The sequence below is a fragment of the Streptomyces sp. NBC_01176 genome, assembly GCF_045039825.1.
Taxonomy (GTDB): Bacteria; Actinomycetota; Actinomycetes; order Streptomycetales; family Streptomycetaceae; genus Streptomyces.
Genome location: NZ_CP108600.1, coordinates 1,082,829 through 1,109,390, shown reverse-complemented (window position 1 = coordinate 1,109,390; position 26,562 = coordinate 1,082,829). Strand labels below are relative to the sequence as shown.

Sequence of the window (26,562 nt, the reverse complement as noted above, 5' to 3'; positions counted from 1 at the left end):
CCGCGGGCCCGCGTCCTGGGGCTTCCCCGCCCCTCCGGAGAGATCAGACCAGGGTGGCCCAGCGGGCCATATCGCGGCCCGCGGACGAGCCAAAACGCAGAGTGAGCGCCACAATGAGTAGTTGATCGCGGGCATCGCAGACCATAAGTTTTAGCTTCCTTCTATGCTATTAATGCCACTTTCGGCAGCGTATTTGCCCACGCGCCCCGGTGCATGGAGCCCCCTACGCGGCCCGCAACGTACCTTGGAACCATGGGTGGCAAGCGACTAGGCGACTACCTGCGGGCACGCCGTGAAATCGTCCGGCCTGAAGATGTCGGCCTGCCCCCGGGAGGCCGCCGCCGGGTACCGGGTCTGCGCCGAGAAGAACTCGCGCTCCTCGCCGGCATCAGCACGGACTACTACCTGCGCCTGGAACAGGGGAGGGACCAGAACCCCTCACCCCAGGTCCTTGACGCTCTGGCACGCGTTCTACAGCTCGACGTACCCGCCACCGCTCACTTGCACGCACTGGCCGGCCCGCCACAGCGAAACCAAAGGCCCGCCGAACCGGACCATGTCAGCCCTGGCCTTCAGCAGCTCATCGTGACGTGGTGGTCACGGACGCCCGTGGCCGTTCTCAACCGGTACATGGATGTCCTCGCCTCCAACGCGATGGCTGCCTCCATTTCACCGATCTTCCAACCTGGCGTGAACGTCATCCGTGCCGCCTTCCTCGACAGAGACCTGCGCCGCCTGTACCTCAACTGGGACGAGATGAGCAGCCGCGCGGTGGCAGCGCTGCGAGCTCTGGTCGGAACAGAACTGGAAGACGTGAGGGTGGTGGAACTCGTCGGTGAACTGGCCACCACCAGCCCGGAGTTCAAGCGCCTATGGGTCCGCCACGACGTCAGCCCGAGCGGTACCGGCGTAGCGCGGCTGAACCATCCTGACGTCGGGGAGTTGACCCTGCAGTACGAGCGACTCACCGTCGCCGGAACACACGGCCAGCTCATCGTCGTCTTCCACGCCGAACCAGGCAGCCCGACCGCAGAGAGACTTGCCTTGCTCCAGGCCGAGACGACCGGCTCCGAGCTTCCCCAATGAGCCTTCGCCGAGGCACTCATCGCCAGGCTGCCCCATTCCCGGCCGGATGCGCGCTGCTCCTGGACCGCCGCCCGGCCGGCCCTGGCGCCGCAGGACATTCTGGGGGCTTCAGCACGGATGGTGTGTGGCCAGGCGGCTGCAGCTCAGTCCAGGACGCGGCCGAGGAACCCGTGGATGTAGCCGCTGATGGCGTCGAGGTGTGTCTCCAGGGCGAAGTGTCCAGCCGGCAGCAAGTGAACTTCCGCGTCCGGTAGATCGCGGGTGAAAGCCCGGGCCCCGTCCGGTCCGAAGATCTCGTCTCCCGCACCCCAGACCGCCAGCAGCGGGACCTGACTGGTACGGAAGTACTCCTGGAGCTGGGGGTAGCCGTCGATGTTGGTCGGGTAGTCGCGGAAGAGCGCCAGCTGCACCTCGTCGTTGCCGGGCCGGTCCAGCAGGGCCTGATCGTGCAGCCAGGTGTCCGGGCTGACGAGGCTCTTGTCGGAGGCTCCGTTCTCGTACTGCCAACGGGTTGTCTCGGCGTTGAACTTGGCCCGCGCTCCCGGTTCGGTATCTGCTCCCGGGGCCGTGGCGTACGCGAACAGGTCCTCCCAGAAGGGCTGGGCGAATCCCTCCATGTAGGCGTTGCCGCTCTGCGAGATGATCGCGGTCACGTCGTACGACGGGTCGAGAGCAAGCCGCCATCCGATGGGGGCACCGTAATCATGCACGTAAATAGAGAAACGGCTGATGCCCAGGCTGTCGAGCAATCCGCCGGTGATTTCCGCGAGATTGTCAAAGGTGTATTCGAACTCGTCGGCTTCCGGCATCGCGGACTGACCGAACCCTATGTGGTCGGGCGCGATCACATGGTAGCGGTCGGCGAGCGCCGGGATGAGGTGCCGGAACATGTGGGAGCTGGTCGGAAACCCGTGGAGGAGCAAAACGACTGGCGCCTCCGCCGGACCTGCCTCGCGGTAGAAGACGCGTTGCCCCTGGATGGTTGACGTGCGGTGGTAGGTAGGGAGCATGCTGGCCCTCCGAGGACGCACCGAGTGGCAAAGCGGGTTTCGCGGCATTAGGTGCCGTCGACAATCGGCGGCACCAGAGACTCTGATGGATTTCATGGTCGGAAAATGGACCAGAACGCTCCATACCCCTCTCCACCTAAAATGCTAAGCCCAACCAGGTGCAAGGGCCACTGACGCTCGCCGCGATGCGCTCGGAGGTGGTGACCTGTCGGTCGATCGAGGGGCACCCAGGTCAGCACATGGACGGCGATCGCCATCCTGCTGTTCGCACGCACCCTTTCCCTCCTCCCCGTCCTGGTGGGCGGCGGTCAGCGGATCGCGGTAGTCGGTCCAGGTGAAACTGCGTCTGCCACCGCGGTTGGGATCGACGTGCCGCTTGGGCCGGTAGATCAGCCGTGAGCGCTCGCCCTCCTTGAAGCAAGCCGGAGCGGCAATGGAAAGCGGCGCTGAGAGCGTCCCCGCAACCGGATGACGGGTTGTCCGAGCCTGGTCCAGGTGCGGACGGTGGGCGGCGCCATCGAGAACCCGGCTCTGTCTTCGAAGCAGAGCCAGACCCGAGCGCCGCCACGGGGTTTCCACCTGCGGCCCGGTCTCTTTCGCCCAGCCGGTGCCGGCTACCTCGTGGCGCTTCACCGCGCGGCGGACCAGCACCTGGTGGCTGGAGCCGTGCCGGTGCAGCGTCTGTGCGACGGCCGACAGTGTCATGCTCTCGTGGAAGCGACGCCCGAGGAGTGTCTTGATCCGCGCCAGCGTCCAGGTCTGGTCCGGCCAGTTGTTGCGCCACCAGCCCCTTGGCCAACTCCTGCTCGAGCACCTCAAACAGTGCCTCGCTCAGCTTGGGCCTGGACACCGACCCTGTCGACTCCAGGGCTGACGTCCCGCCCTGCTTCCAAGCGTGGCGTCATCGATGCGCCGACCGCGCGCTGACACGTAACCGCTCGACAACCACGGCATTGTCGTGTCCCACAGCGAACAACTCGGCCGCCTGCAGCCGGATGCGCTCGCGAAAGACCCGTCACTCCGCGGTCAGCCCGCCCCGTTGCGGATACCTCAAACAACCGGCCTACCGCGACGCCCACCGCTTGTCAGCCCCCGCGACATCACGCCGGCACACTCAGGTCAACGCACAAAGACCTGGAAGACCTCCCGCGACCCGGACCACGCCGCCAAGAAGGCCCGTGTCGAGCACCTCTACGCCATCGCCTACGGCGTGGTCATACCCGAGGAAGGCGAACCCGAAGTCATCTTCGGCATGGACGAGTTCGGCCCGCTCAACCTCCAGCCCCACCCCGGGCAACAGTGGACCGAGCGTGGCGGCCGACACAAGGACCCCGACCGGGAGCCCCGGCCCCGCCGACGGGTGACCTACACCCGGACCACCCGCCCATACGGGGTCCGGCACCTGTTCGCCGCCTACGACCTGGGCGAGGACAAGCTCTACGGCCACATCGAGCCGAGGAAGAACCGCACGAGGTTCCTGGAGTTCTGCCGCTACCTGCGCAGCCTCTACTCGCCCAAGATCCGCATCGCGATCGTGCTGGCCAACTTCTCCCCGCACCTGACCACCCAGAAGGACACCCGGGTAGGCGACTGGGCCAAGGCCGACGTCGAATTCGCCTACACGCCGACCAACCGCTCGTGGCTGAACCGGATCGAGGCCCAGTCCACCGCCCTGCGCCACTTCACGCTGGACGGCACAGACCACAGCAGCCACAAGGAACAGGGGCAACATGATCCGCCGCTACACCATCTGGCGGAACAAGCACACCGCCGATATTCGCTTGCACACCATCGTCACTCGGGTCAACGTCGCCTGACACCTGACGAAGGCAGAGAAGATGACCACGCAGACCCACTCCGTCGACCACGAACTCATCCAGGCCGCGGCCCACGTCGCGCGCACTCGCTGCCGCGGCGACAACCACACCATGGCGGCCGCGGCCCGCGCCCGGGACGGCCGGATCGTCACGGCGGTGAACGCCTACCACTTCACGGGAGGCCCCTGCGCCGAGTTGGTCGTCATTGGCGCAGCAGCAGCCCAGGGCGCCTACGAGCTGGACACGATTGTCGCCGTGGGCGACCGCGACCGGGGGGTTGTCGCCCCGTGCGGCCGGTGCCGTCAGGTCCTTCTCGACTACTTTCCAGCCCTCAAGGTCATCGTCGGCGAAGATGACCGCGTCCGAACCGTCCTTGTCACCGACTTGCTACCCGAAAGCTACGTCTGGGCCGACCACCAGCTCGACACCGAGTAGAACCACTCAGCACGAACTGGCACCGTCGGCCGACAACGGACGAACGTTGCTTGATGCGGCTAGGGCGTGTTGCGAAAGTCCCGCCTGCCTCGCGACGTCTGGCACGCCCTCTCGCCGCACCGGGCGAAAACCCGAGTACGTCCAGTACGCGGGCTTCCGCCCGGCACCCCGAGAGCACGCACCAGACGCCGCGAGGGCCGCCCTCCGGGCGGACGACGGGACTTTCGCAACACGCCCTAGGTGTATTGACCCGAAGCGTTGTTCACACGGCTGATCGGTTGGTGGCCGCCGAGTGCGGTGTGGCAGCGGTGGTGGTTGTAGGTGTGCAGAAAGTCTGCCAGGGCCGCGGTCCGCTCGTCGTTGCTCGTGTAGGGCCGCAGGTAGGCCCACTCGTCGAGCAGGGTGCGGTTGAAGCGTTCGACCTTGCCGTTGGTCTGCGGCCGGTAGGCGCGGGTGAGCTTGCCGGCCGCGCCGAGGTCGGCCAGTGCCCCTCGCCAGGCGAAGCTCTTGCGGTAGGGCCAGGCGTTGTCGGTCAGAACCCGCTCGATGCGGTCAATGCCCGATGCGGCGAAGAATGCTGCGGCCCGGCGCAGGAAGCCGGCGCAGGTGTCGGCCTTCTCGTCGCCGTGGATCTCGCTGTAGGCCAGGCGGCTGTGGTCGTCGACGGCGGAGTGGACGTAGTCGAAGCCCATGGAGCTGCGGGTGGCGCGGCCGGCCTGGCGGCCCAGCACCTTGTGGCCGCCGCCGTCGGGGATCCGGCCGAGCTTCTTGACGTCCACGTGGACCAGTTCACCGGGGCGGTCGCGTTCGTAGCGGCGGATGACCTGGCCGGTGGGCCGGTCCAGTAAGGCCAGGCGGTTCAGGCCGTGCCGGGTGAGGATGCGGTGCACGGTGGAGGCGGGCAGGCCCAGGATGGGGCCGATGCGTGCCGGGCCGAGTTTGCGGTCCTGTCGCAGCCTGCAGACGTGCGCCTCGGTGGCGGCTGCGGTCCGGTGCGGTGTCCTGCGGGGGCGGCTGGAACGGTCGATGAGTCCGCTCTCGCCCTCGGACCGCCAGCGCCGGATCCACTTGTGGGCGGTGGGACGGGAGATGCCCATCTCGGCGGCGACATGGGCGACGGGACGGCCGGAGCGGACACGCTCGACGAGCAGGCGCCTGCCGTGAACGGTCAGCCGGGCATTACGGTGGGACACGAAGGCCTCCGTGCGGTGAAGATTCGACACCTCCACCACACACGGGGGCCTTCGCCACGATCAAGTCCGACCCGCGTTAACAACGCTCGTGATCAATACACCTAGGTGCTGCGCTGGTCGTGAGTGTCCTGGCGGAGCTCTTGGGCGCGCCGGGTGAGGGCGTCGATGCGTTCGGCGAGGTCGCCGGTCTCGGGCTCCAGGTGGGCCCGGGTCGCGGTCAGGGGACGTACGAGGCGAGCGGGGTCACTGTGGGCGAGGGCCTGGTTCAGTTCGCCGAGTGCGTGGTTGGCGCTGGCGGGCAGGTCGGTGAGGGCGGTGATCTGTCCGGCGAGGCGGCGCAGGTCCGCGGCGTTGTCGCGGGCCCAGGCGGTAACGGTGCGTTCGGCGGCGCGGGTGTCGCGGGTGGCCTGGACGCGCTCTTCTCCAGTGGAGCCGGGGGTGCCGGGGCGAAGCCGCAGGTAGCGACGTTCAGCGGCCTGACGACTGGCGACCCCGAGGGGGCCGGCGAGATCGGCCCAGCTCGCGCCCTGTCCGCGGGCAGTTTCGATCAGCCCGCTCTCCCAGCCGGCGAGCTGCTCGCGGATCTCACGCAGCATCAGTAGCGCCGAAAGGGCGTTGGCCGGCTCGGCGTCCGCGGCGGGTGGCTCTGCGGTGATCGGCGTCCGGGCAGCGGATCGCTGCGCATCCTTCACTGACTGGTTGATGGCCTCCAGTGCCGCGGCGGCAGCGTGGAAGGGGACGGGTGCGGCCGGGGTGGCAGCTTCGTTCATAGGTCTCTCCGCGATCTGTCATCCTCCAGATGACTTCCTGCTTGTCATCGTTTCGATGACATGTTACAACGGATGCACGTTGAAGCGCATTGGCAGTTTCTGCCTGAACCAACTGGAGGTGTTTCGCGATGTTGATGCGCACCGACCCGTTCCGCGAGGTGGACCGCATCGTCCAGCAGCTGTCGGGTACGTCCGGGACCTGGTCAAAGCCGTCGGTGATGCCGATGGACGCCTACCGTGAGGGCGACGAGTACGTGATCGCTTTCGATCTGCCCGGTGTGAGCCCCGAGGCGATCGACATCGACGTCGAGCGGAACATGCTGACCGTGAAGGCAGAGCGCCGCCCGGTCGCCAAGGCCGACGCCGTAAAGGTGGAGCTGTCCGAGAGGCCCCTGGGTGTTTTCTCCCGCCAGATCGTCCTCGCGGACACCCTCGACACCGAGCGCATTCATGCCGACTACGACGCGGGTGTCCTGACCCTGCGCATCCCGATCGCCGAGCGCGCCAAGCCCCGCAAGGTCAGCATCACCGTCGGATCCAGCACCAAGCAGATCTCCGGCTGAACCCTTCTCAGCCGCAGGCGGGGGGCGGGAGAGCTGATTCCCCCTCCGGCACCCGCCCTCCGCCGCACCCCTTCACCCCTCACCCCTTCATCGGAGGTGACGTGATGCCGATCCGCAGGGATTCGTTCCTGGCCGATGTCCAGGAACGCGGCGAGTACGTGACCACGGAGGAAGCCGACCGGGTCGCCCGCGTCATCCTGGCGCTGCTTGGCGCACACGTGGTGGGAACCGTGCGCGCCGAGCTCGCTGCCCGCCTCCCGGAGACGTACGCCCTGATCCTCCTCAACCCGCTGCAGGCCGCAGAACCCCTCTCGCCTGAACGATTCGTCCGCGCAACCGCCGCCTGGATCGAGGGCGCCACCGAGAAGACGGCCCTGTGGGACATCGGCGCCGTCCTGTCCACAGCAGCTTCTGCCGCGGGCGATGACCTCACCCGCGAGATCCTCCTCCAGCTACCACCCGGCTACGACCTCCTCTTCGGCCTCACCAAGCCCATCTGACCCCCGTCCCCAGCACCTGGCCGGACCCTACACAGAAAGGCACGCGCAGCCATGTACGACCAGCCTCGAGCGAACTCCTACCAGGCGTCCATGACGTTCGAGGAGATGCTGGAACGCGTACGCTACGAAGGCGCCTATCCCACCCGCGAACGCGCCGCGGAAGCTGTCCAGCAAGTCCTCAGCGCACTGGGACGCCAGCTGACCGGCGATGAACGTGTCGACCTGGCGCAGTGCCTGCCGGTTGAGGCCGCCCTCGCTCTCGCCGCCTCGGTGCCGGACATTGAGCCGCTCACGGGCTGGGGCTTTGTCAAGGACCTGGCCGCCCGCACCGGCGCCACTCCGGCGACAGTCCGCTGGGACGCCGGCGCCGTCCTCGTCACTGTCGCCCGTCTCACCGGACCTGACCTGCTCGCCCGCATCCTGCACCAGCTTCCCGGCGGCTACGCTCTCCTCTTCGGGCAGGCAGAACTGCGCCGCCCTGAGCCTGCCGCCGCCTGAACGACCGCCGACGCGTGGGTGGGGAGGAGGGCCGCGCCGCGAGACGGCCCCAGCCCTCCCCGATGCAGCATGATGGAAGGGACGCGTGCGCAGGAAATATAATCTCGTCATGTCCAAGCCTGACGAGCTGCTCGTTGACGTCGCTGCCCTGGTGGAGTCCGGGCAGAGCAACCAGATGTCCCTGACCGTGGTCACCAGTGGCGCGGTCATCACCGGCAGGTTGGCGCCCGAGCAGGTATGGCGGCGGCGGGTGTCTGACGTACTGAACGATTCCGCCCGCCTGCGGGAGTTCTCCGCCGTCTTCGACACACCCTCCAAAGCCGCAGAGGTTCCTACGCATCTGCACTTCCATGTCGCCAGAATCCTGCAGGGCACGGTCGGTATCCCAGAGACGGGCGGGATGTACCGGGTGGCGATAGCCGACGTCACTGCCTGGACCATGGGCGACTTCAGCTATTTCGACCACTGAGCGACACCTGCGGCATCAGCCCCCTCCACAGCAGGACCTGGTTCTTGAAGCCCTGGTCGACGAGGTTTCCTCCACGGTGCCACTGGTGTGTTCGGCGACCTGGTCGAGCAGGGCGATTCCCGCGGCGTTGTCGTGGGTTCGCGGAGAGGACGGTGACGGCGATGGCCAGGCCCAGTACGTCCACGGCCGGGCCCCGCTTGCGGCCTGGCCTCCGCTTTCCAGGGGCCAGGCCGGTCGTGGAGGCGGGAACCCCGGCAGCTACGTGGACACTCTGTGTGTCCAGCACCACCAGGGTCGTCCCGTCGTCCCGCCATTCGGCGAAGTAGGAGTACGTCGCGCTCTTCGGCGGTGGGGCGTTGGGGAGGTAGGCCCACTGGCAGCCGGTCCGGCCCTGTAAAGGATCGCGTTCACGATCTCCCGCATCGCAGAGGCGCCCTGGTGGCCGCTGACCGATCGGTGCCGGTTCTTCCACGCCGTGATCACCGGCTCAATCAACGACCATTGGCCATCCGATAAGCCGCTCGGGTACGGCTTGCGTCACTCACCCCGCCACCCCAACAGACCACCGCCCGTGGGCCGGCGGATTCCGCTCGCACCCACACCATCAGGCGACGACAGAACCTCAAAGACTCACGAACCGCCCTCTGAGAAACATCTGTGTCAGATCGTGTGCCAAGGGTTCTCCGGGTGGTTTGGTGTTTCCCCGGAGGTATGGGCCTCGCAGCGGCGGATTGTTAGCACGATCAAGGCGTCGGGGAAGCCTGAGCAAGGACTGGCCAGGCCATGTGACGGGAGTCGACTGCGGCGAGTGGACAGCCACCGTCGCCGACATCAGCCGCGACCTGGACTTACTCAAGGTCCCGCACGCCATCGTGACGGCCTTCCGTTTTCCGCTCGCCTCCTCCTACAGCGAGGCCATGCGCAAAGGCGAGGAGGCATACGTCTGAAGGAGTACAGCTATGAGCAAGGCACAACGCGCGACGGTCGACGCGATGGTGCGGCGGGGCCAGCAGGGCTTCAAACCACTGCCCGTCGAGCAGATGCGCAGCAACTTCGCGGCGCTGATGGCGCCGTTCCTGGTCCCGAAGGTACGCGCGTCCGACATCGTGCTTGGCGAGCGGCCTGCCGTCCTGGTCGAAACGGAAGGCGAGACACGTTCGGGCACCATCCTGTACTTCCACGGCGGCGCGTTCTCCCTCGGATCACCCCAGACAGCGATGGGACTGACCGCCAGCCTGGTCACCCGTACCGGGTTCCGTGCGCTGTCGCTCGATTACCGGCTCGCGCCGGAGCACCCGTTCCCCGCCGCAATCGACGACTGCCTCGCCGCGTACCGGGTACTGCTCGACGACGGGACCAACCCGGAATCCGTCGCTTTCGCCGGCGATTCGGCCGGTGGTGGCCTGACCGTGACGACCACGCTCGCCGCCAAGAAGGCCGGGCTGCCCATGCCCGGCGCCATCGTCGCGTTCTCACCCAGCCTCGACCACACCCGTTCGGGCGCAAGCATGGACACCAAAGCCGGAATCGACCCCTTCTTCACGCGCGAGGGCATGGCCCACACCGGCGACTTGTACCTCGGCGGACAGGACCCGAACCAGGAACTGCTCGCGCCCGCCATCCTGGCCGACCTGACCGGCTTCCCGCCGCTGCTGTTGCAGGTCGGCACGAACGAACTGCTGCTCGACGACTCGGTGCGGCTCGCCGAACGAGCCCGGGACGCTGAGGTCGACGTCATCCTGGACGTCACGGCCGGAGTACCGCACGTGTTCCAGTCCTTCATCGGCCAACTCGACGAAGCCGACCACGCGCTCGGCCGCGCCGCCCTGTTCCTCACCCAGCACCTCAGTGCCTGAAGGAGAACTCCAGACAACGTGTTGGCGCCCACCAGGGCCGACAGATGCTGAGCTCCGGTTTTCGTCCCGGTGTTCCTCAACCCCCTACAAGGAGACGCCGAGCGAGCAGGAGCCGCCCGGGCGTGGCTGAGTCTGCGCGAGAGGGATGCGTTCGTCTGGAGAGGCGGTGAGTCAGGCCCGGGCGAATTGACGGCACCGGTGCGGGGAGGCGGCAGGCCCGCAGGGCAGGCGGGGCGACCGGAAAGCAGTACGAGCTGAGCCGTGGCCTGAGGTGCCGTAACGCGGAGCGGCTGCGGCAAGGCCCGTGCCGTTATGCGGCGGCGGGGGTGAGGAGGACGTCGGCTGTGATGCGCTTGCCGACGGGGGTCTGCTCCACGGTGATGGTGTGGGCGAAGGCCGCGACGATCTCCAGGCCGTGCTGCCCGACACGTGTCGGATCCGGGACTGTGACGGCCGGCGCATGACAGGCGAGGACGGCGTGACTGCGGAGTCACTGGCCTGAACGCCATGAGGCGGGGCCACCCGTAGGCACTGGTCGCCCCCCTCCTCGGCTCACCGAAGTGTGATCACCGGATCGGGAACACGTGCGTCCGCGCTCGACGCACTCTTCGCGACCAGGTCATCGCGCGTCAGGACCCCGGGTTGCGGAGTCGCTGTCGGGGTGGAGGGGGAAGACCTGGTCGAGGCCGACGATGCGCAGTACGCGCAGGGTGTTGGCGGGGACGGCGGCGAGTGCGATGTCGGCTTGCGCGGCATGGGCGTGGTTGCGAGCCGCGATCAGCGCAGTGAGGCCGCTGGAGTCGCAGAAGTCCATGCGCGCCAGGTCGAGGACGAGGCGCTGACCTGGTTGGAGGGTGATCGTGGTGAGTAGTTCACGCAGCACGGAGGCGTTGCCGTAGTCGAGTTCGCCGATGATCTGCAGTACGGGACCGGTGGCGACGTCTCGGGTCGTGATGTCAAGCGGGCTCATGGTGTGTTCTTCGTCGCAGGGGCTGGGGACGGGGCCGGGGCTGGGACGCCAAGGGCGAGCAGGGCTGTGTCGTCGTCGAGGCCGTCGCCGAAGTCGTCCAGCAGACCGGTCAGGGTCTGGACGACGGCGTGTGGGGACTTGCCCGCGTGGCGGGCGGCGAAGGCGCGCAGGGCCTCGTCTCCGTACAGGGTGGTGCGGTCTTCGCCGGTGCGGGCTTCGGTGAGACCGTCGGTGTAGAGCAGGAGGGTATCGCCGGGGGCGAGGACGGTGGTGGCGGTGGCGAAGGGCGGGTCGGGCAAGACGCCGACGAGCAGGCCGCCGGGGGTGGGCAGGAAGTCGGCTGTGCCGTCGGCCCGCAGGACGAGGGCAGGGGGGTGGCCGCCTGCGGCAAGGCGGATGGCGACCTGTCCGGTCGCGGAGTCGCGTTCGAGGGTTCCGAAGACGGCGGTGCAGAAGCGCGGGTCGCCGCCGGTGTAGTGCTCGAGGAGCACCTTGTTGAGGGTGGACAGAGCGGAGACGGGGTCGGGGTCGTGCAGGGCGGCTGCGCGCAGGGTGTAGCGGGTCAGTGAGGTGACCGCGGCTGCCTGGGGCCCCTTGCCGCACACGTCGCCGAGGAAGAAGGCGAAGCGTTTGCCGTCGATGGGGAAGACGTCGTAGAAGTCGCCGCCGAGCCGGTCGGGGGAGGCGGTGTGGTAGTGGGCAGCCGTCTCGACTCCGGGCACCGGCGGGAGGGTGGTGGGCAACAGCGACTGCTGGAGTACGGCGAGGGCGTCCTGGAGCCGGGATCGGTCGGTCTCCGCCTGTTTGCGTGCTTCTTCGGCCGCTTTCCGGCCGCGCAGGAGTTCTTCTTCGTAGGCGCGGCGGTCCCGGGCGTCGAAGAGGGTGGTGCGGATCAGCAGGGACTCGCCGGTGCTGCCGTGCTTGATCGCGGAGGAGACCAGCACCGGCATCCGGGCGCCGCCGGCCTGTTTGATCTCCAGGGCTATGCCACCGATCTCTCCTCGCATCCGCAGCAACGGCGCGAAGTGCGTCTCGTGGTACAGCTTGCCGCCCACGGTCAGCAGATCGGCGAACCGCATCCGGCCCACCACCGACTGCCGTTCCAAACCGAGCCAGCCCAGCAGCGTGTTGTTGATCTTTGCGATGGTGCCGTCCATCAGTGTGGACAGGTAACCGCACGGCGCGCTCTCGTAGAGGTCTTCGGCGCTGTCCTCCAGCAGCGAGGCGAACGCCGCATCCGAAGTCCTCTCGTCGCCGGCATCGTGCGGGTCGCGCTGCTTCCCGGTGCGGCACATCAGCGCAGGCCCGCGAGGAAGCCGGTGATTGCCTCGTTGGTGGCCTCTGGCGAGGACAGGTGGGGGCAGTGCCCGGTCGCATCGAGAGTGACCAGCGTCGAGCCGGGGATCGCCTGGTGAACGAAGGCGCCGACCTCCCGGGGGGCGATGACGTCCTGGGTGCACTCCAGCACCAGTGTCGGCACCTTCACGCCCTTCAGATCGTCTCTCGCATCCGACAGAAACGTGGTCCGGGCAAAGACTCGCGCCATGTCCGGATCGGTGGCGCAGAAACTGCTGTTCAGCTCCTCGCCGAGCTCGGGCCGCTCAGCATTCCCCATGATCACCGGCGCCATTGCCGCTGACCAGCCCAAGTAGTTTGCCTCCAGAGACGCCAGCAGCTCGTCGATGTCCTGTGCGCTGAACCCGCCTCGGTAGCCTTCGTCGTCGATATACCGCGGAGACGGCGCGACCATGACCAGCGCCCCGATACGCTCGGGAGCCAAGTCGGCGGCCAGCACCCCGATCATCGCGCTGACCGAGTGCCCCACGAACACCGCATCGCGGAGGTCGAGCGCCTCACACACCTCGACCGCATCCCGGGCATATCCGTCCAGAGAGGCGTAACGGTCTTCCGAGAACGCGGACGGATCCGAGCGCCCCGAACCCACGTAGTCGAAGAGCACCACGCGGTAGTCGTCGACCAAGGCAGGCACCGTGAGCCGCCACATGTTTTGATCGCAGCCGAACCCGTGAGCCAGCACCACCGCCGGCCCCTGCGGGTTGCCGACGACGGTGACGTTGTTCCTGCGAGCGATGTCCATGCCCCCATCCTCCCAGCATCAGCTCACCCTCCTGCCCCGGCGTCCGAAGCACTCCACGTCCCGCCCGGGGTCTCAATGGATTTCCTCGCCGGCCGAAGGACCCGCCGGACTGCAGCAAGGCCACTCCGCGCTTCGCCAGTCGCTGAGGACGCCCCAGTGCCGTGTGACGTACTCGGCCCGGCCCATCAAGTTTTGACGAGGCCACGTGGCCCGCACGGAGCGGCACAGAGGCGCTTCAGCCGGGGAAACGTCCCGTGGAGCGCAATTGCCAACGCCGCTCGGCATACGCCAGGTCGTCGCGCCACAGGCGTCCGGCCGCCGCCCGCACAAGAGGCCGCAGAACGGGTGCCACCAAGCGGGCCGCGGCGAACCCTCGGCGGTTCGAGGTTGTCACGATCGCCTCAGTGACGGCCGTTTTCGGCCTGCCGTGCTCGTCATGGCCCAGCGGCGTCGCATGCGTCTCGACGACAGAGCCCTGCCCCTCGCCCTCTGTGATGGTCATGACGACCGTTCGCGGCTCGGGGGCGGTGAACACGGCTCGCACGGGGACGACGAGCCGTCCGGCGAGCTTGAAGGAGACGTCGACGGTGAAACCGTCCTCGGCATTCCCCCGCCCCCTGCCATACGGTGCGTCGACGACGGTCAGATCCACGAAAGAGTAGGGGTGGAACCAGCCGCCGTGCCATGGATCCAGCCGGTTGGCCATGATGTCCTGCGGTTCGCAGATTCCGACCCTCACATGCACGGCTGACACCGCGTCCAGAAGCTTTGGCCTGATCGGCACCACCGGTGCGTCACGGGGCGGCTCGCCGCCCACGCCGTCCAGCCGCACCCACGTCAGGACCCCGTCGTCGTGTACGGGCAGTGGTTCCCATCCCGCAATCGGTTTGCCCTTGAGGGCGAGTCCGTGCCAGTGGCACACGAGCGTGCCGCAGTGGACGGGGCTCTGTCGGAGGGGTGCGCCTAGATGAGGGCAGACGCCGGGCCCAGCGACGAGCCGGCCCTCCGCATCGCGCCATGCGACCACCTCCTGGCCTGCGATGGTCCTTGCCAACGGGCGGTCGTCACGGACGTCACGGGTGGCCCCCACGACGTACCAGTTGCCCGAGGGACGGGCTTGTGCTCGCTTCAGCGCCTCGGCGATGACGGAGGGCCGGGCTTCGTGCCAGGTCGGACGCTGGTGCTCCCAGGGCACCGAGCCGCGGCGGAGGGACAGCGGAAAGCGCCCGTGAGTGGTGAATCGGTCGGATGTCACGCGACCCCCTCATGCACCGGCTTGGGTGACGGCGCGGCCGTCTCGACGTGCAACTGCTTCCGATCTGGGTGCGTGCCCCGCCGGGCTCCGGCACGGGACACCGCTCGCGCAGCCGCCACGCGCACCAGCCCGTCCAGGGCCATCGTGGCACGGCGCCGTCGGGGGACTACTGCGCGGCGGTGGACTACCGTGTAGCCGCCTTCGGCGATGGTGTCCAGGATTCCGCTGTACAGAACGAACGCAGTGCGGATGCACGGGCGGGACACGGGGTCGAGCATCGCGAGTCCCGGCGCGGCCTCGCGGTAGACACCGCGGGTGAGGTCCTCTGCGGCCTTCAGCGCCTGAGTGATGCGCCGGTCACGGCGGCCGGTTCTCCTGCTCCAGTACAGCAGTTCCCGGTCGGCGCCGTGCGCTTGGAGCAGATCTGCGGGCAGGTAGACCCGGCCCCGGTCGAGGTCCTCGCCCACGTCTCGCAGGAAGTTGGTCAGCTGGAAGGCAATGCCGAGGGCGGCCGCCTGTGGCGCTGCCTCCTCGCACGGGACCACCGTGCCAAGGACCGGCAGCATCTGCAGCCCGATGACCGCGGCGGAGCCGTGCATGTAATTTCGCAGGTCTTCGTATGTCGGATAGTTGGTGACTTCCAAGTCGCTGCGCATGGAGGACATGAAGTCACTGAAGTGCTGGTGATCGATGCTGTACCGGCGGGCCGTGTCGGCGAGCGCGAGGATGACCCGTTCGGTGCTGTCGGCGTTCCGCAGGCCCCGCTCCAAGTCCGCCTGGAGGCGGGCGAGGTCCGCGGAGCGCCTGTCCGTGGTGACGGTGGTGTCGAGGGAGTCGACGATGTCGTCGGCCCAGCGGGCGAAGCCGTACAGAGCGTGGACGGCGGGCCGGCGCGCGGCCGGCAGGAGTCGGGTGGCGAGGAAGTACGTCTTGCCGTTCTGGGCGTTGAGCTGTCGACAGTGAGAGTAGGCGTTGCGCAGTGTCGGGTCGGTGATGCCCGCCGCGTCGAGTTCGCGGGCGGTCATGAGGGCATCGATTCCGGTGTGGGCTGCCGGCTGCGTCTGCTGCCGGACGTGCGGTTCGTCGATCCGGTGACACGGGCCGCGGCCAGCTTGCCGGACAGAAGTACGGTCGGCACTCCGACACCGGGCGTGGTCCCGCAGCCCGCAAGTACGGCGTTCTCGGTGCCGCGGACCAAGTTGCGCGGGCGGAACGGTCCGGTCTGCGCGAAGGTGTGGGCCGCCGAGAAAGGCGTACCCGCCGCGTGCCCTTGGGCATGCCAGTCGGCCGGCGTGACGAGGCACCGTTCCTTGATGGCCGAGCCGATACCGTCCAAGCCGCGCTGTTCCAGTTCCTTCAGAATGCTGTCGCGATAGCGCGGCGCCAGCGCACCCCACTCGGTGGCGGCCGGCCCGATGTCCGTATTCGGGCAGGGGGCGAGGATGTAGTGCAGATGGTGGCCGGGCGGGGCGAGGCCTGGGTCCGTGGTGGTCGGGCACGTGATGAGAAAGGACGGATCGCTCATCAGCTCTCCGGTCCTGGTCAGTTCCTCGAAGGTACGGCTCCAGGCCCCACCGAACGAGAGCGTGTGGTGGGCCAGTCCGGGCCAGGTCCGGTCGGTGCCCGCGTGCAGGACCACGGCTGACGGCGAGTTCCTGATCCGCTGGGGGCGGCGCGGCCGGCGGCCGAGGAGGCGGTAGGCGACGGGCAGGTCCGGAGTGATGACGACGGCGTCGCACGGGATGCGGTCCTCGGTGGTTACCACGGCGGTGACACGGTCGCCGGAGCGTTCCAGCCGCGTGACGTCTTGTCCAAAGCGTAGGTCGGCGCCGGCTTCGGCGGCGGCGTCTGCCATGGCCTGCGGTACGGCGTGCATGCCGCCACGGGGGAAGTACACACCTGCGACGGTGTCCATGTAGGCGATGACGGCGTAGGCGGCAAGGGCTCGTGCGGGTGGTACGCCCGCGTACAGGGCCTGGAAGGTGAAGACGCGGCGCAGGCGCTCGTCGTGGAGGTAGCGGCCGATGCGCGCGTCCAGCCGGCCGAAACCGCCGAGGGCCGCGAGCCGGGCCAGGTCGGATGTCAGCAGCTGGAAAGGGGAGTCGAAGTTGGCGTCGATGAACTGGCGCATCTGGATCCGGTACAACCGTTCGAGCCAGTCGCGCAGGCGCCGATAGCCCGCGGCCTCGCCGGCGCCGGCGAAGCGCTCGATCTCAGCTTCCATGGCGTCGGGACGAGTGTGCACGTCGATGCTGCTGCCGTCGGCGAAGTGTGCCCGGTAGGCCGGGTGGAGGGGGATGAGATCGACGCGCTTGTGAAGGCTGTCGCCGACCGCGGCGAACGCCTCATCGGCCAGGTCGGGCATGGTCAGCACCGTGGGACCGGTGTCGATGCGGTAACCACCGCGCACCAGGCGTCCGGCGCGGCCGCCGGGCAGTGGGTCGCGCTCGACGACGGTGACCCGGCGTCCGGAGCCGAGCAGGTGTAGGGCGGCTGAGAGCCCGGAGAGACCGGCGCCGATGACCACGATGTGGTCGGTGCGCCCTGGGAGCGTCTTGGTCATCGGGGGGCCCTCTCGGATCCGGCGGTGAGCAGGCGTGACTCAGGCACGACGTCCTCCTCGACGCCGGATGACCCGGACGGCGTAGGCGCCGCAGTGGAATGCAGCAGCTCGCGCAGGCGACGGCGGCCGTCCGGCTGGAGTGCCGCGGTGTCCAGGTGGCGTATGCCCAAAGCGATCAACCGGTCGATCTTCGCCTCGACCCTCTCGCGTGCGCCGGTGAGGACCAAGACCTCGCGCACCCTGGCGAGGCCGGACTCGGACAGGTCGGTGCGGCCGAGGGAGTGCCGCAGCACCGCGAGCGCGCGGCGGTCGCCTTCGGCCTCAGCCCGGGCCTGGGCGACGGCGACGAGGTAGGTGGGTTTACCCAAGCGGATGTCGCCGCCCGAGTGCTTGCCGGTCCGCTGCGCAGTGCCGAAGACGTCCTGTAGGTCGTCGCGGAGCTGGAAGGCGATGCCCACGCACCGGCCGGCCGCGCACAGCGTTGCGGTCGTGGCGGCGTCCGCGCCGGCGAGGGCGCCACCGAGCGCCAGCGGTCGCTCCACTGAGTACAGGGCGCTTTTGAGGCAGGCGGCGCGGATCGCCCGCGCCTGGGAGCGCGACGAGGTGGTCTGGCCCTGGATGTCCATGTACTGCCCGGCCACCATCTCCATGCGCATCGAGCTCCACAGACCGCGCACCCGGCGCCCGGTATCAGCCGTGAACTCGGTGTCGGCGAGCACGTCGTCCGCCCAGGCCAGCGCCAGGTCCCCGGCGAGGATCGCTGCCGCCTCGCCGAAGCGTGTCCCCTGCGGGGGCGGGATCGCGTCGGCGTACTGCGCTTCAACGTCCGCGTGCAGGGCGAGCTCGCCGCGGCGCAGCCGGGAGCCGTCCATCACGTCGTCGTGGACCAGCGCGCACGTCTGGATCAGCTCCAGCGCGGCGCCGATCCGCAAGGCGGACTCCGCGTCACGGATCCCTCCGCCGCAGGCGCGCAGCGCCCACCACACGAACTGGGACCGGATGCGCTTACCGCCGCTCAGGGTGAAGCGTGCGACACGGTCGGCCAGATCGCGGGCGAAGACGGGTTCCAGGACAGTGGCCTGTGCGATGCGCTGCGCCAAGAGGTGTTCGAGAAGGCCTCCCACGGCCGCAGGGACGTCGCCATCGATGACGCGGACGTCATGCACGTACGTAGGAGCGGGAGCGCGCATATCGCCCTCGAGTCGGCTGTCGGGTGATTCTGCGGCACTCGCGGCGTTCGTATGTCCCGTGGGGAGTGCGGCAGGCCGGGACGCGCTGGACAGGCCGCGTGGCGACTCCGCCGCATGCTGCTCCTCCGCCGTCCTCGAGCGCATCCCGGTTCCTCTCGACGTGATCGGATCTGGCCTGTGTTTGAACGCATTCCGCGTCCGGGGCGCACTCTGATGCGCCATACGAGGGAAAGTGGGCGACCGGCAGATCGTTTCGGCAGGTCGTGTCGGGACCGGACAGCCGCTGCGCACCCGTCGTCGCGGACCCACCAACCCGAACGAACGCTTCATGGCCCGCGCCCGCCTGCGGGACACGGTCCGGACGACACCCACTGCCTCGCGCCGCTGACCGGCTTGGTCGTGTCCCCGGGATCGCGCCGTCTCGGCGGTGGTCCTCGTGCGGCATCTCGGGAATCTCCTGTGCCCCGTTGCTGATGCCTGAGCTGGCGGCACCGATCGGGGACAGGACCCCCTTTCACGAGACCCTGTGAGGGTTCGTCACACGATCACCTCGGGTCGCCGCCGTGCCTGGCGCAGGAGTCCGCCGCACGGTCTACTTCCCAGCGTGGCCTGCGTCCGACGGGACACACGACCAGGAATGCTTCCAGCAGCGCCAAGAGGGACGCGCAGAAGGAGGGAGCGCCGGTGCTCGAGGCGGACGTCGCCATTGTGGGCGCGGGAGCCGCAGGTCTGTCTCTGGCCCACCGGCTGTCGTGTCCCGCGCCCGGAGCACGTCGGCTGTCGGTGCTCCTGCTCAACGCCCCGCCGGGGCCACTGCGGCCTCCGAGCCGTACGTGGTGCTTCTGGGAGCCGGGCCGTGGACCGTACGACGCGGCCGTGACCGCGTCGTGGCAGCAGCTGCGGGTACACACGTCGAGCGGCCAGGCGATCGAGGACGCCATCGCGCCCCAGCGGTACAAGATGATCCGCTCGGACGACTTCGAGAGCCTGATCGCACGTGACCTCGCGGAGAGCGAGGATGTCCACCGCATCGAGGCGTCCGTGGAGACGGTGGAGGGCATCACCGACGGCGCCCACGTCCACGCCCGCACCGTCGACGGACGTCCGCTCACCGTGCGCGCCAGCTGGGTCTTCGACTCCCGGCCACTCGGCAGCCTCCCGGCCGCCCGCACCACGCTGCTGCAGCACTTTCATGGTTGCTTCGTCCGCTCCGACCGGCCGATCTTCGACCTGGACACGGTGGAGCTCATGGACTTCCGGACGCCGCAGCCCCCGCGAGGCCTGTCGTTCGGCTATGTCCTGCCCATCTGCCGCCGCGAGGCCCTCGTGGAATACACGGAGTTCTCGTCCGCTGTCCTATCCCAGCCTGGTTACCAATCCGCCCTGCGGCACTACACCGAGGTGGTCCTCGGTCTGACCGGACTCGAAGTCGTCTCGGCTGAGACGGGCGTCATCCCCATGACCGATGCGCCGTTCGCCCGGCAGACCGCGTCGACCGTCTTCCGCATCGGGGCCGCCGGAGGCGCGACCCGGCCGTCGACCGGCTACACCTTTGCCGCCGTGCAACGCCAGACCCAGGCCGTCGCGAGCGCACTGCGGGCGGGGCGTCGTCCGTTGCCACCGCCCGCCCACTCCGCTCGCTCCCGTGCCATGGACGCCGTCATGCTGCGCGCCCTGGCGAGCGGCCGGGTCGAGGGCGCCGCCTTCTTCTCGGGCCTGTTCTCGCAGGTACCGATGGAGCGGCTGCTGCGCTTCCTCGACGGCCGCACCCGCCTCTACGAGGACCTCTTGGTAGGAATGCACACCCCTGTATTGCCCATGCTGCGCTCCGCGGTTGAACTTCCCTACCTGCCCCGTCGCCCCTTTCCCGAGCAGTGACCGCACCGCCGGGCCCGATCGCACCCCCTGTTCAAGGAGACCGCATGACCTTGCTGCACGACGAGGACTTGGCCTCCGCGTTCAACCACGCTTCTCGTAGCTACGACACGCTGGTGGCCTTCAACCCGGGATACCACCGTGACCTGCGCCGCTCCGCGCGCCGGCTCGGCCTGCCGGAAGGCGGCCGCGGCATGCGCGTGCTGGACCTCGGCTGCGGCACGGGTGCCTCGACCGCAGCACTCGCCGCCGCGCTCCCCGCTGCGGAGATCACGGCGGTCGACGCCTCCGCCGGCATGCTGAAGCGCGCGGCCGCGAAGCCCTGGAACGACAGTGTCACCTTCGTGCACACCCCGGCGGAACGCCTGGCGGAGGCAGGCGTCGAGGGACCGTTCGACGCGGTGTTCGCCGCCTACCTCATCCGCAACGCCGCCAACCCGGACGGTGTCCTTGCGACCGTGCGCGATGTCCTGGCACCGCACGGGCGGCTAGCGGTGCACGAGTACACCCTCAGTGGCCGGGCCACCCATCGGGGGGTGTGGACCATGGTGTGCGGCGGCATCGTGCTACCCGTGGCCACCGCTCTCGGAGACGGACAGCTGTACCGGCATCTCTGGCGCAGCGTGGTCGACTTCGACACGTCGGACGAGTTCGCCGCCCGCGTCAGCTCGGCCGGGTTCGACCACGTCCGTGTGCTGCCCCTGCCGGGCTGGCAGACCGGCATCACCCACACCATCGTCGCCAGGCGCGCGCTCGATGCCGCAGCCGGTGACCGGTGAGGACCCCACAGCCGCAGGAAGCGCGGTGTCCCGGCAGGGACCGACGAGCCCGAATGCTGACACCCCGGCCCGGAGCGCCGCGGGTCGACAGCGAATGGCCGCCGACGACCGCCGTCGTAGGCGGCGGCATCGCCGGCCTGGCGGCCGCGACCGTCCTGGCCGAACGCGGAGTGCGCGTCACGCTCTACGAGCGCGAACCGGCCCTCGGCGGACGCCTCGCCGGCTGGCCGGTCCACCTCCGCGACGGCACCACGGTGACGATGAGCCGTGGCTTTCACGCCTTCTTCCGCCAGTACTACAACCTGCGCGAACTGCTCCGGCGAACCGACCCGGGGCTGGAGCGCCTGACAGGCCTCGCCGACTATCCGCTGCGCCACAGTGGGGGACTGCGGGACAGCTTTCGCCGCGTGCCGCGGACCCCGCCGTGGAGCGCGCTCGGATTCGTTGCCCTCAGCCCCACCTTCGGTATCCGCGACCTGGCGCGCATGAACCCGGTCGCAGCACTTCCCCTGCTCGACGTCCGCGTCCCCGACGTGTACGAGCGCCTCGACGCCGTCAGCGCCCGGGACTTCCTGGAGTCGGTCCGTTTCCCGGAAGCCGCGTACCACCTCGCGTTCGAAGTGTTCTCCCGCAGCTTCTTCGCCGACCCCCGGGAGCTGTCGGCGGCGGAGATGGTGCTGATGTTCCACATCTACTTCCTCGGTTCCGCCGAGGGCCTCCTCTTCGACGTACCCAACGAGCCCTTCCCCGACGCCCTTTGGGAACCCCTCGCCGGCTATCTGCGGGACCATGGCGCCGATGTTCGCACCTCCACGGCCGTCGAGAACATCGAGCCCACAGCGGACGGCTGCTTCGACGTCGCCACCGGCGGCGAGGAGCGACGACACGACACGGTCGTGCTGGCCATGGACACGGCCGGACTGCAGTCCGTCGTCAGCCGCTCCCCGCACCTTGCCGACGCCCCGTGGCGCGACCGAGTGGCCCGGCTGCGCAACGCGCCTCCGTTCCTGGTCTCCCGGCTCTGGCTGGACCGGCCGGTGGCACGTGACCGGCCCGGCTTTCTGGGCACCAGCGGCTACGGAACCCTGGACAACGTCAGCGTCCTGGAGCGATGGGAGGGCGAGGCACATCGCTGGGCCGCCCGCACCGGCGGATCAGTAGTGGAGCTGCACGCCTACGCCCAGTCCGAGGACGCGGCCCGAGAAGTGGAGCAGAAGCGCCTGCTCGCGCAGTTGCACGCCGTGTATCCGGAGACCCTCGCGGCAACTGTCGTCGACGAGCAGCACGAGTGGCGAGCCGACTGCCCACTGTTTCCAGTCGGGGCATACATGGACCGTCCGACCGTCCGAACTTCCGACCCAGGCCTGATGGTCGCTGGCGACCTGGTCCGAACGGAACTGCCGGTCGCGCTGATGGAACGGGCGGCGACGAGCGGATTCATGGCCGCCAACGCCCTGTTGGACCGCTGGGGGGTCGCGGGCCAGACCCTGTGGACCGTCCCCGACCGAGGAATTAACGCGGCCCTGCGCGGCCTTGCTCGATGGGGGAGGAACCGGCAAACCCCGGCGCCACGGCCTTCGAATCAAGTGCCTTGACGACCGACCCGTCGCGCTGCGGAATCTGCGCACGGAGGGGGCTGTTGAGTAAGGGGGAGGTTACTGGCCTTGCGTAGGACAAGAGTTGTCGCGCCGACGCCCGGTCCACACCTGACCAGATCGATATCGCCCCCGGCCGACCAGTGCACATTGGCCTGCCCGCGCGGGAGAAGTGCCAGAAGCGAAGCCCACCGTCGTGGTGCGGCGGTGGGGCAGTGGGCGGACTGGGTTCTGCACGGGCGGCCCCTTTGGAGCGGGTGGGGCAGCGTGCCCGAAGAACAGGCTGCCCGGGACGTCCGGGTCGTTGGACCTGGCGGGCGGCAATGCGCGGCCGCCGCCCGAACTTCGACCGCAACGCTGTCAGGACTGCGAACTCAATGGCCGGCGCCCAGCTTGCCGTCCCCGTCTGCGAGCCGCTTTCCAGGCCCGTGATGATCGTGTCCAACGCCAGGCGGAAGACGTCGACTTCGTCGTGGCTCGGCCGGGCGAGTCCGTATTCGTCGGGAGCAGGGGGATTGAGGATCGACCACTGGCGGAGCGCCACGTTGAGCTCGGCGCTGAGGACTCCGGAGCGATCGCGGCCGCCGGTGCTGCACCCACACTCGGAGCGTCGGAGGTAGGCGAGCAGGCTCTGTGCTACGTGGCCGTTTGGGGGGCCGGCGCGGGTCCGGAACGGGAGCGCTTGCACAATCGCTCGGCTAGGGATGGAGGCTGTGGCACTGCTGGGTGAGGCGGATCGCGTTTGTGTACAGAACAGCGCAGGCCCGCCCTGTCTTCCACAGCTGCGGGCCGGTTGCGAAGTCGACGCGTACGTTGCCGTTGACCATGCAGCGGCCACCGTGAGCCTGCCCCTGGATGTGCTTGTACCTGCTGCCGGCTGAGTCGTAATAGTCGAAATCTACCCACCAGTTACAGATGGGCCACAGGGTTGTGAACTGGGCGCGGTCGTAGGTTAGGGCTACACCGTGCCCGTCCATGACGTGCAGCAGAGTGCCTTTCGGCACGCACCTGCCGTGGAAGCAGACCCTTCCCCACGTAGAGTTCCCCGCCGCGTACGCGGCCGCTGGATGAGCTGATGCCAGGCCCAGCACCATCGAAGCACCGAACGCGGCCGCAGCAAGCCACCCATGCCGTCGATTCCGCACAGAATCCCCCTTTGTCGTCACTGTAGAAGTAGGCATTGAACCGGGGGCAAGGGAGAGAAAGCGAGGGCGCGCCCGGCGGCGCGCGGTGTACGCGCTGACCACCATCCAGCTTCGTGCGCCTTATCCGTGAGAGTGGCGCTGTCGGAGTGGCCACGATCGAGATACGCAACCATGCAACTGAAAGCGCGGCCTGATTTGAGCGTCCGGCCCAGGACATCGGCAGGGAGTCGAGTCGAGCACCCGCCACGCCCCGCCTGACGGATTTCCGTGTGCGGGACGCAGCACTGTCGGTTATCCACCCTGCCGGAGGAAGCACCGCGCTCATGCTCCGCCCGCGCCCTCGGATCGGCTGGCCCCGCTACCCGCAGAGCCCCGTCGCCTGGAGTCGGTGCCTGGACTGCCTCGCCATTGCGCAGCCTGCTGCTGGAGGCGCACGACCAGAGCACCGTCCCGGACGGACTGGCTTCACGCCGCCGGTCAAAAGGTGCGAACGCACGGCACAGTACTGCCAACCCGGCGAACCTCCCCGGTCACAGCACTTGAGTCAGTTGTACTTGCGTCACTCACGACGGCCTGCCGGTGCGGGACCCACCACGAGGGCGGATCCCGCAGATTGATCACGACTCGGTATGCGCCCTAGCAGGGCACCGTGCCGGGGGAGCCGACCAAGTGCCGCTGGAGGAATTCCAGTTGGTGCCCCAGCAGCCGGGCGAACGTGTCGTTGGTCGGTGTGGCATGTGTCATCCCGCTCAGTGGCAGCACCTCATGCGGCTTCCCAGCGGCCAGCAGAGCGTTGGAGAGCCGCAGCGTACTGGCCACGAAGACGTTGTCGTCTGCCAGCCCGTGCATCAGCAGCAGCGGACGGCTGAGCTTCGGAGCGTCGGCAAGCAGCGACGAGAGCTCGTAATGCTCCGGGTATCGGTCGGGCAGACCGAGGAAGCGCTCTTTCCAGCAGGCGTCGTAGAGCCGCTGGTCGGTGAGCGGGGCGCCGGCCACCGCGGCGTGGAAGGCGTCGGGCCGGCGCAGCACCGCGGCGGCGGCCAGCATCCCGCTGAACGACCAGCCACGGATGCCGACCCGGCCGAGGTCCAGCTCCGAGTGGCGCTCGGCCGTCGCGTGCAGCGCGGCGACCTGGTCGTCCAGGGTCGGGCCGATCAGGTCACCGAAGATCTCCTTCTCCCAGCGCGGCCCGCGTCCGGGCGTGCCGGCGCCGTCCGTCACCAGCACTGCGAAGCCCTGTTCGGCGAACCACTGAGAGACGAGGGTGTGAGCGGTCTGGTCGGCCATCACCTTCTGCATCGCGGGGCCGCCGTAGGGGTCGAGCAGCACCGGCAGCGGGGCATCGCCGGCCCGATGCCAGGACGGCAGGAAGAGGTGTGTGCGCAGTTCACGTGGCCCGACCGCGGCGGATTCGACACGCAGTTGCAGCAGCGGTCGTTGGGCGTGCGAACCGATCTCGACGGGCGCGGCGCCCTCCGGTTCCGGTCGGCCGTCTTCGGTCAGGTGGTGCACGGTGGTGTATGGGCCCGGCAGATCCAGCGTGCGCGTGGTGCGTACGAACGTGCCGCCGCGGAATGCGCCGGAGTGCACGCCCGGCTGATCGGTCAACCGGCTTATTCCCTGGCCCGGACGGTACCTCCACACATGGCGCTCGGTGGGCTCTGCGGCCGCGGTGAAAAGCACCGTCTCGCCGTCCACCGCGAGTACCTCGTGCAGTTGCAGGCCGTCCGGCGTGACCGGCGTGCCGTCAATGCTCAGGTGCCGGGTCTCGTCCCGGTCGAGGTAGTCGACGAGCAGGCCGGTACCTGTCCGCGCGGGTACTCCGGGCACCAACAGCTCCACCCAGCACTGGTCGTGCCGCTCGGCCAGGAGGCTGGTCGTACCGTCTGCCGGGTCGACGGCCAGTACCTGGAGTGTGCGCTGGTCGCGGCTGAGCACGGCGGCGAACGGACCGTGCCCGTCCCAACCGGCCGCGGGGAGGTACTCGAAGCCGGCCCGGTCCCATTGGACCTCGGTGCGGTTGCCCGCCAGGTCGGAGATCCAGAGCGTGACCTCGGCGTTGGCGGTACCGACCTGTGGGTAGCGCATCGTGCGCGGCGGCTTCGCGGGATCGGCCGGATCGGCGATGTACCACAGCCTTACATCCCGGTTGTCCACCCGGGTGGTCAGCAGCCGCTCCCCGTCCGGTGCCCACCAGTACGCCCTGTAACGTCCCATCGACTCGCTCGCCACATGCTCCGGCAGGCCGAAGAAGACGTCTGGACCTTCCGCTGGCTCGGGCGCGGCCACCGCTCGGTCGCCACTGCCGTCGGCGCCGATCACCCGGAGCGCGCCGCCGGAGACGTAGGCGATGTACCGGCTGTCCGGGGACGGACGCGGGTCCACCACCGGCTGCTGGGCAGGCAGTTGCCGGACGGCGTCGGAGCCTGTATCCGCCACCCACAGCTGCCCGGAGAGCGCGAACGCGGCCACCTGAGCGGCCGTGTCGGTAGCGTAGTCGGTGATCCCGGCGGCCTGCTGGCGGGCGCGCTCTCGGCGAATGCGCTCCTCCTCCGGCACCTCATCGGCCGCATCGCCGAGCAGCACGGCGGGGTCAGCCAGCAGCCGCTCCGCGCCGGTTGCCAGGTCCAGCCTCCACAGGCACCCGACCGGATCGTCCCCGGCCCGGCTCCGCAGGAACAGGACACAGGCACCGTCCGGTGCCACGGTGAAACGGCCGGGTGCGCCGAGGGTGAAGCGGCGAGTGCGGGCGAGCTGTCGCAGAAGTGGGGAAGTCACCATGCCCGGCACTGTGCCATTCGTTCGGTACAGCAGCATTGGAATATCGAGAACCGCACAGTGGTCGTCGATCGCGATGATCTCGGCGATCATGCCACGGTCAGGTCCGGACGCCTC

22 protein-coding genes and 4 pseudogenes are annotated in these 26,562 nt (G+C 68.8%); 12 read left to right on the top strand and 14 right to left on the bottom strand.

Annotated elements, in window-relative coordinates; all coding sequences use genetic code 11:
- The first annotated feature begins 252 nt into the window (after positions 1-252).
- Entirely contained in the window at positions 253-1,086 is an 834-nt protein-coding gene (locus tag OG199_RS04490; protein WP_405828112.1) for a helix-turn-helix transcriptional regulator, read from the top strand.
- Between the two features lie 143 nt (positions 1,087-1,229).
- On the opposite strand, the gene OG199_RS04485 is transcribed toward OG199_RS04490, so the two are convergent.
- The 3 genes and pseudogenes from OG199_RS04485 to OG199_RS04475 form a co-directional block, all read right to left on the bottom strand.
- Positions 1,230-2,096 carry an alpha/beta fold hydrolase gene (locus OG199_RS04485; RefSeq protein WP_405828110.1) on the bottom strand — a complete coding sequence of 289 codons (867 nt, stop codon included), beginning with the start codon at positions 2,094-2,096 and terminating at the stop codon, positions 1,230-1,232.
- Between the two features lie 294 nt (positions 2,097-2,390).
- Positions 2,391-2,614: pseudogene (locus tag OG199_RS04480) on the bottom strand (IS630 family transposase); the annotation flags it as partial.
- A 130-nt stretch (positions 2,615-2,744) separates the two neighbouring features.
- Positions 2,745-2,801: pseudogene (locus OG199_RS04475) on the bottom strand (hypothetical protein); the annotation flags it as partial.
- Between the two features lie 409 nt (positions 2,802-3,210).
- Between OG199_RS04475 and OG199_RS04470 the strand changes: the two are divergent.
- Positions 3,211-3,913: pseudogene (locus OG199_RS04470) on the top strand (transposase); the annotation flags it as partial.
- A gap of 21 nt (positions 3,914-3,934) precedes the next feature.
- Complete coding sequence (locus OG199_RS04465) at positions 3,935-4,348, top strand: cytidine deaminase (protein WP_356803954.1); 414 nt, start codon at positions 3,935-3,937, stop codon at positions 4,346-4,348.
- Positions 4,349-4,584: 236 nt separating this feature from the next.
- On the opposite strand, the gene OG199_RS04460 is transcribed toward OG199_RS04465, so the two are convergent.
- Complete coding sequence (locus tag OG199_RS04460; RefSeq protein ID WP_405828108.1) at positions 4,585-5,541, bottom strand: IS481 family transposase; 957 nt, start codon at positions 5,539-5,541, stop codon at positions 4,585-4,587.
- Between the two features lie 101 nt (positions 5,542-5,642).
- Positions 5,643-6,311: an HSP18 transcriptional regulator gene (locus OG199_RS04455; RefSeq protein ID WP_401808537.1), complete on the bottom strand. Its 669-nt coding sequence runs from the start codon at positions 6,309-6,311 to the stop codon at positions 5,643-5,645.
- Between the two features lie 128 nt (positions 6,312-6,439).
- Here OG199_RS04455 and OG199_RS04450 point away from each other — a divergent pair, with 128 nt between their 5' ends.
- The 4 genes from OG199_RS04450 to OG199_RS04435 all read left to right on the top strand — a co-directional run bounded on the left by OG199_RS04450 (position 6,440) and on the right by OG199_RS04435 (position 8,341).
- Positions 6,440-6,874: an Hsp20/alpha crystallin family protein gene (locus OG199_RS04450; protein WP_356804355.1), complete on the top strand. Its 435-nt coding sequence runs from the start codon at positions 6,440-6,442 to the stop codon at positions 6,872-6,874.
- Between the two features lie 104 nt (positions 6,875-6,978).
- Positions 6,979-7,374, top strand: a complete 396-nt coding sequence (locus OG199_RS04445; protein ID WP_401808534.1) for a DUF2267 domain-containing protein — start codon at positions 6,979-6,981, stop codon at positions 7,372-7,374.
- A gap of 51 nt (positions 7,375-7,425) precedes the next feature.
- The gene (locus OG199_RS04440) at positions 7,426-7,872 is read left to right on the top strand and encodes a DUF2267 domain-containing protein (RefSeq protein WP_405828106.1); all 447 of its coding nucleotides are present in this window, start codon (positions 7,426-7,428) and stop codon (positions 7,870-7,872) included.
- 109 nt (positions 7,873-7,981) lie between these two features.
- Positions 7,982-8,341, top strand: coding sequence for a hypothetical protein (locus OG199_RS04435; protein WP_401808530.1), 360 nt, complete (start codon positions 7,982-7,984; stop codon positions 8,339-8,341).
- A 28-nt stretch (positions 8,342-8,369) separates the two neighbouring features.
- Here the strand turns inward: OG199_RS04435 and OG199_RS04430 are convergent.
- Positions 8,370-8,836: pseudogene (locus tag OG199_RS04430) on the bottom strand (transposase); the annotation flags it as partial.
- Positions 8,837-9,126: 290 nt separating this feature from the next.
- Here OG199_RS04430 and OG199_RS04425 point away from each other — a divergent pair.
- Both OG199_RS04425 and OG199_RS04420 read left to right on the top strand, forming a co-directional pair.
- Positions 9,127-9,288 carry a hypothetical protein gene (locus OG199_RS04425; RefSeq protein ID WP_405828104.1) on the top strand — a complete coding sequence of 54 codons (162 nt, stop codon included), beginning with the start codon at positions 9,127-9,129 and terminating at the stop codon, positions 9,286-9,288.
- 12 nt (positions 9,289-9,300) lie between these two features.
- Complete coding sequence (locus OG199_RS04420; protein WP_405828102.1) at positions 9,301-10,197, top strand: alpha/beta hydrolase; 897 nt, start codon at positions 9,301-9,303, stop codon at positions 10,195-10,197.
- A 619-nt stretch (positions 10,198-10,816) separates the two neighbouring features.
- On the opposite strand, the gene OG199_RS04415 is transcribed toward OG199_RS04420, so the two are convergent.
- From OG199_RS04415 to OG199_RS04385, 7 genes are all read right to left on the bottom strand, one after another.
- Positions 10,817-11,167: an STAS domain-containing protein gene (locus OG199_RS04415; protein WP_405828100.1), complete on the bottom strand. Its 351-nt coding sequence runs from the start codon at positions 11,165-11,167 to the stop codon at positions 10,817-10,819.
- A complete protein-coding gene (locus OG199_RS04410; RefSeq protein WP_405828098.1) occupies positions 11,164-12,462 on the bottom strand; it encodes a PP2C family protein-serine/threonine phosphatase in 1,299 nt (432 codons plus the stop codon). The genes OG199_RS04415 and OG199_RS04410 overlap by 4 nt, the downstream gene beginning before the upstream one ends.
- Positions 12,462-13,265, bottom strand: coding sequence for an alpha/beta hydrolase (locus OG199_RS04405; protein WP_356804342.1), 804 nt, complete (start codon positions 13,263-13,265; stop codon positions 12,462-12,464). Before OG199_RS04405 ends, OG199_RS04410 begins: the two co-directional genes overlap by 1 nt.
- Positions 13,266-13,500: 235 nt before the next feature.
- Positions 13,501-14,520: a DUF5914 domain-containing protein gene (locus tag OG199_RS04400; RefSeq protein ID WP_405828095.1), complete on the bottom strand. Its 1,020-nt coding sequence runs from the start codon at positions 14,518-14,520 to the stop codon at positions 13,501-13,503.
- Positions 14,517-15,545, bottom strand: a complete 1,029-nt coding sequence (locus tag OG199_RS04395) for a phytoene/squalene synthase family protein (RefSeq protein WP_405828094.1) — start codon at positions 15,543-15,545, stop codon at positions 14,517-14,519. Before OG199_RS04395 ends, OG199_RS04400 begins: the two co-directional genes overlap by 4 nt.
- Positions 15,542-17,083, bottom strand: a complete 1,542-nt coding sequence (locus tag OG199_RS04390; RefSeq protein ID WP_405828092.1) for a phytoene desaturase — start codon at positions 17,081-17,083, stop codon at positions 15,542-15,544. The genes OG199_RS04395 and OG199_RS04390 overlap by 4 nt, the downstream gene beginning before the upstream one ends.
- Positions 17,080-18,207, bottom strand: a complete 1,128-nt coding sequence (locus tag OG199_RS04385; protein ID WP_405828090.1) for a polyprenyl synthetase family protein — start codon at positions 18,205-18,207, stop codon at positions 17,080-17,082. Before OG199_RS04385 ends, OG199_RS04390 begins: the two co-directional genes overlap by 4 nt.
- Before the next feature lie 750 nt (positions 18,208-18,957).
- Between OG199_RS04385 and OG199_RS04380 the strand changes: the two genes are divergently transcribed.
- Genes OG199_RS04380 through OG199_RS04370 form a run of 3 tightly spaced genes read left to right on the top strand, consistent with a single transcriptional unit; the run spans position 18,958 to position 22,522 of the window.
- Complete coding sequence (locus OG199_RS04380; RefSeq protein ID WP_405828088.1) at positions 18,958-20,151, top strand: lycopene cyclase family protein; 1,194 nt, start codon at positions 18,958-18,960, stop codon at positions 20,149-20,151.
- A 44-nt stretch (positions 20,152-20,195) separates the two neighbouring features.
- Entirely contained in the window at positions 20,196-20,927 is a 732-nt protein-coding gene (locus OG199_RS04375; RefSeq protein ID WP_356804333.1) for a class I SAM-dependent methyltransferase, read from the top strand.
- 53 nt (positions 20,928-20,980) lie between these two features.
- Complete coding sequence (locus OG199_RS04370) at positions 20,981-22,522, top strand: FAD-dependent oxidoreductase (protein ID WP_405828086.1); 1,542 nt, start codon at positions 20,981-20,983, stop codon at positions 22,520-22,522.
- Between the two features lie 1,781 nt (positions 22,523-24,303).
- Here OG199_RS04370 and OG199_RS04365 read toward each other — a convergent pair.
- Complete coding sequence (locus OG199_RS04365; protein WP_405828084.1) at positions 24,304-26,448, bottom strand: DPP IV N-terminal domain-containing protein; 2,145 nt, start codon at positions 26,446-26,448, stop codon at positions 24,304-24,306.
- Positions 26,449-26,562: the final 114 nt, after the last annotated feature.

Excerpts from the sequence above, each read along its gene's own strand:
- OG199_RS04375 (WP_356804333.1), top strand. The coding sequence starts at position 20,196 with ATGACCTTGCTGCACGACGAGGACTTGGCCTCCGCGTTCAACCACGCT.
- OG199_RS04415 (WP_405828100.1), bottom strand. The coding sequence starts at position 11,167 with ATGAGCCCGCTTGACATCACGACCCGAGACGTCGCCACCGGTCCCGTA.
- OG199_RS04435 (WP_401808530.1), top strand. The coding sequence starts at position 7,982 with ATGTCCAAGCCTGACGAGCTGCTCGTTGACGTCGCTGCCCTGGTGGAG.
- OG199_RS04420 (WP_405828102.1), top strand. The coding sequence starts at position 9,301 with ATGAGCAAGGCACAACGCGCGACGGTCGACGCGATGGTGCGGCGGGGC.
- OG199_RS04410 (WP_405828098.1), bottom strand. The coding sequence starts at position 12,462 with ATGTGCCGCACCGGGAAGCAGCGCGACCCGCACGATGCCGGCGACGAG.
- OG199_RS04395 (WP_405828094.1), bottom strand. The coding sequence starts at position 15,545 with ATGACCGCCCGCGAACTCGACGCGGCGGGCATCACCGACCCGACACTG.
- OG199_RS04485 (WP_405828110.1), bottom strand. The coding sequence starts at position 2,096 with ATGCTCCCTACCTACCACCGCACGTCAACCATCCAGGGGCAACGCGTC.
- OG199_RS04390 (WP_405828092.1), bottom strand. The coding sequence starts at position 17,083 with ATGACCAAGACGCTCCCAGGGCGCACCGACCACATCGTGGTCATCGGC.
- OG199_RS04465 (WP_356803954.1), top strand. The coding sequence starts at position 3,935 with ATGACCACGCAGACCCACTCCGTCGACCACGAACTCATCCAGGCCGCG.
- OG199_RS04440 (WP_405828106.1), top strand. The coding sequence starts at position 7,426 with ATGTACGACCAGCCTCGAGCGAACTCCTACCAGGCGTCCATGACGTTC.
- OG199_RS04455 (WP_401808537.1), bottom strand. The coding sequence starts at position 6,311 with ATGAACGAAGCTGCCACCCCGGCCGCACCCGTCCCCTTCCACGCTGCC.
- OG199_RS04445 (WP_401808534.1), top strand. The coding sequence starts at position 6,979 with ATGCCGATCCGCAGGGATTCGTTCCTGGCCGATGTCCAGGAACGCGGC.
- OG199_RS04450 (WP_356804355.1), top strand. The coding sequence starts at position 6,440 with ATGTTGATGCGCACCGACCCGTTCCGCGAGGTGGACCGCATCGTCCAG.
- OG199_RS04405 (WP_356804342.1), bottom strand. The coding sequence starts at position 13,265 with ATGGACATCGCTCGCAGGAACAACGTCACCGTCGTCGGCAACCCGCAG.
- OG199_RS04365 (WP_405828084.1), bottom strand. The coding sequence starts at position 26,448 with ATGGTGACTTCCCCACTTCTGCGACAGCTCGCCCGCACTCGCCGCTTC.
- OG199_RS04490 (WP_405828112.1), top strand. The coding sequence starts at position 253 with ATGGGTGGCAAGCGACTAGGCGACTACCTGCGGGCACGCCGTGAAATC.
- OG199_RS04370 (WP_405828086.1), top strand. The coding sequence starts at position 20,981 with ATGCTGACACCCCGGCCCGGAGCGCCGCGGGTCGACAGCGAATGGCCG.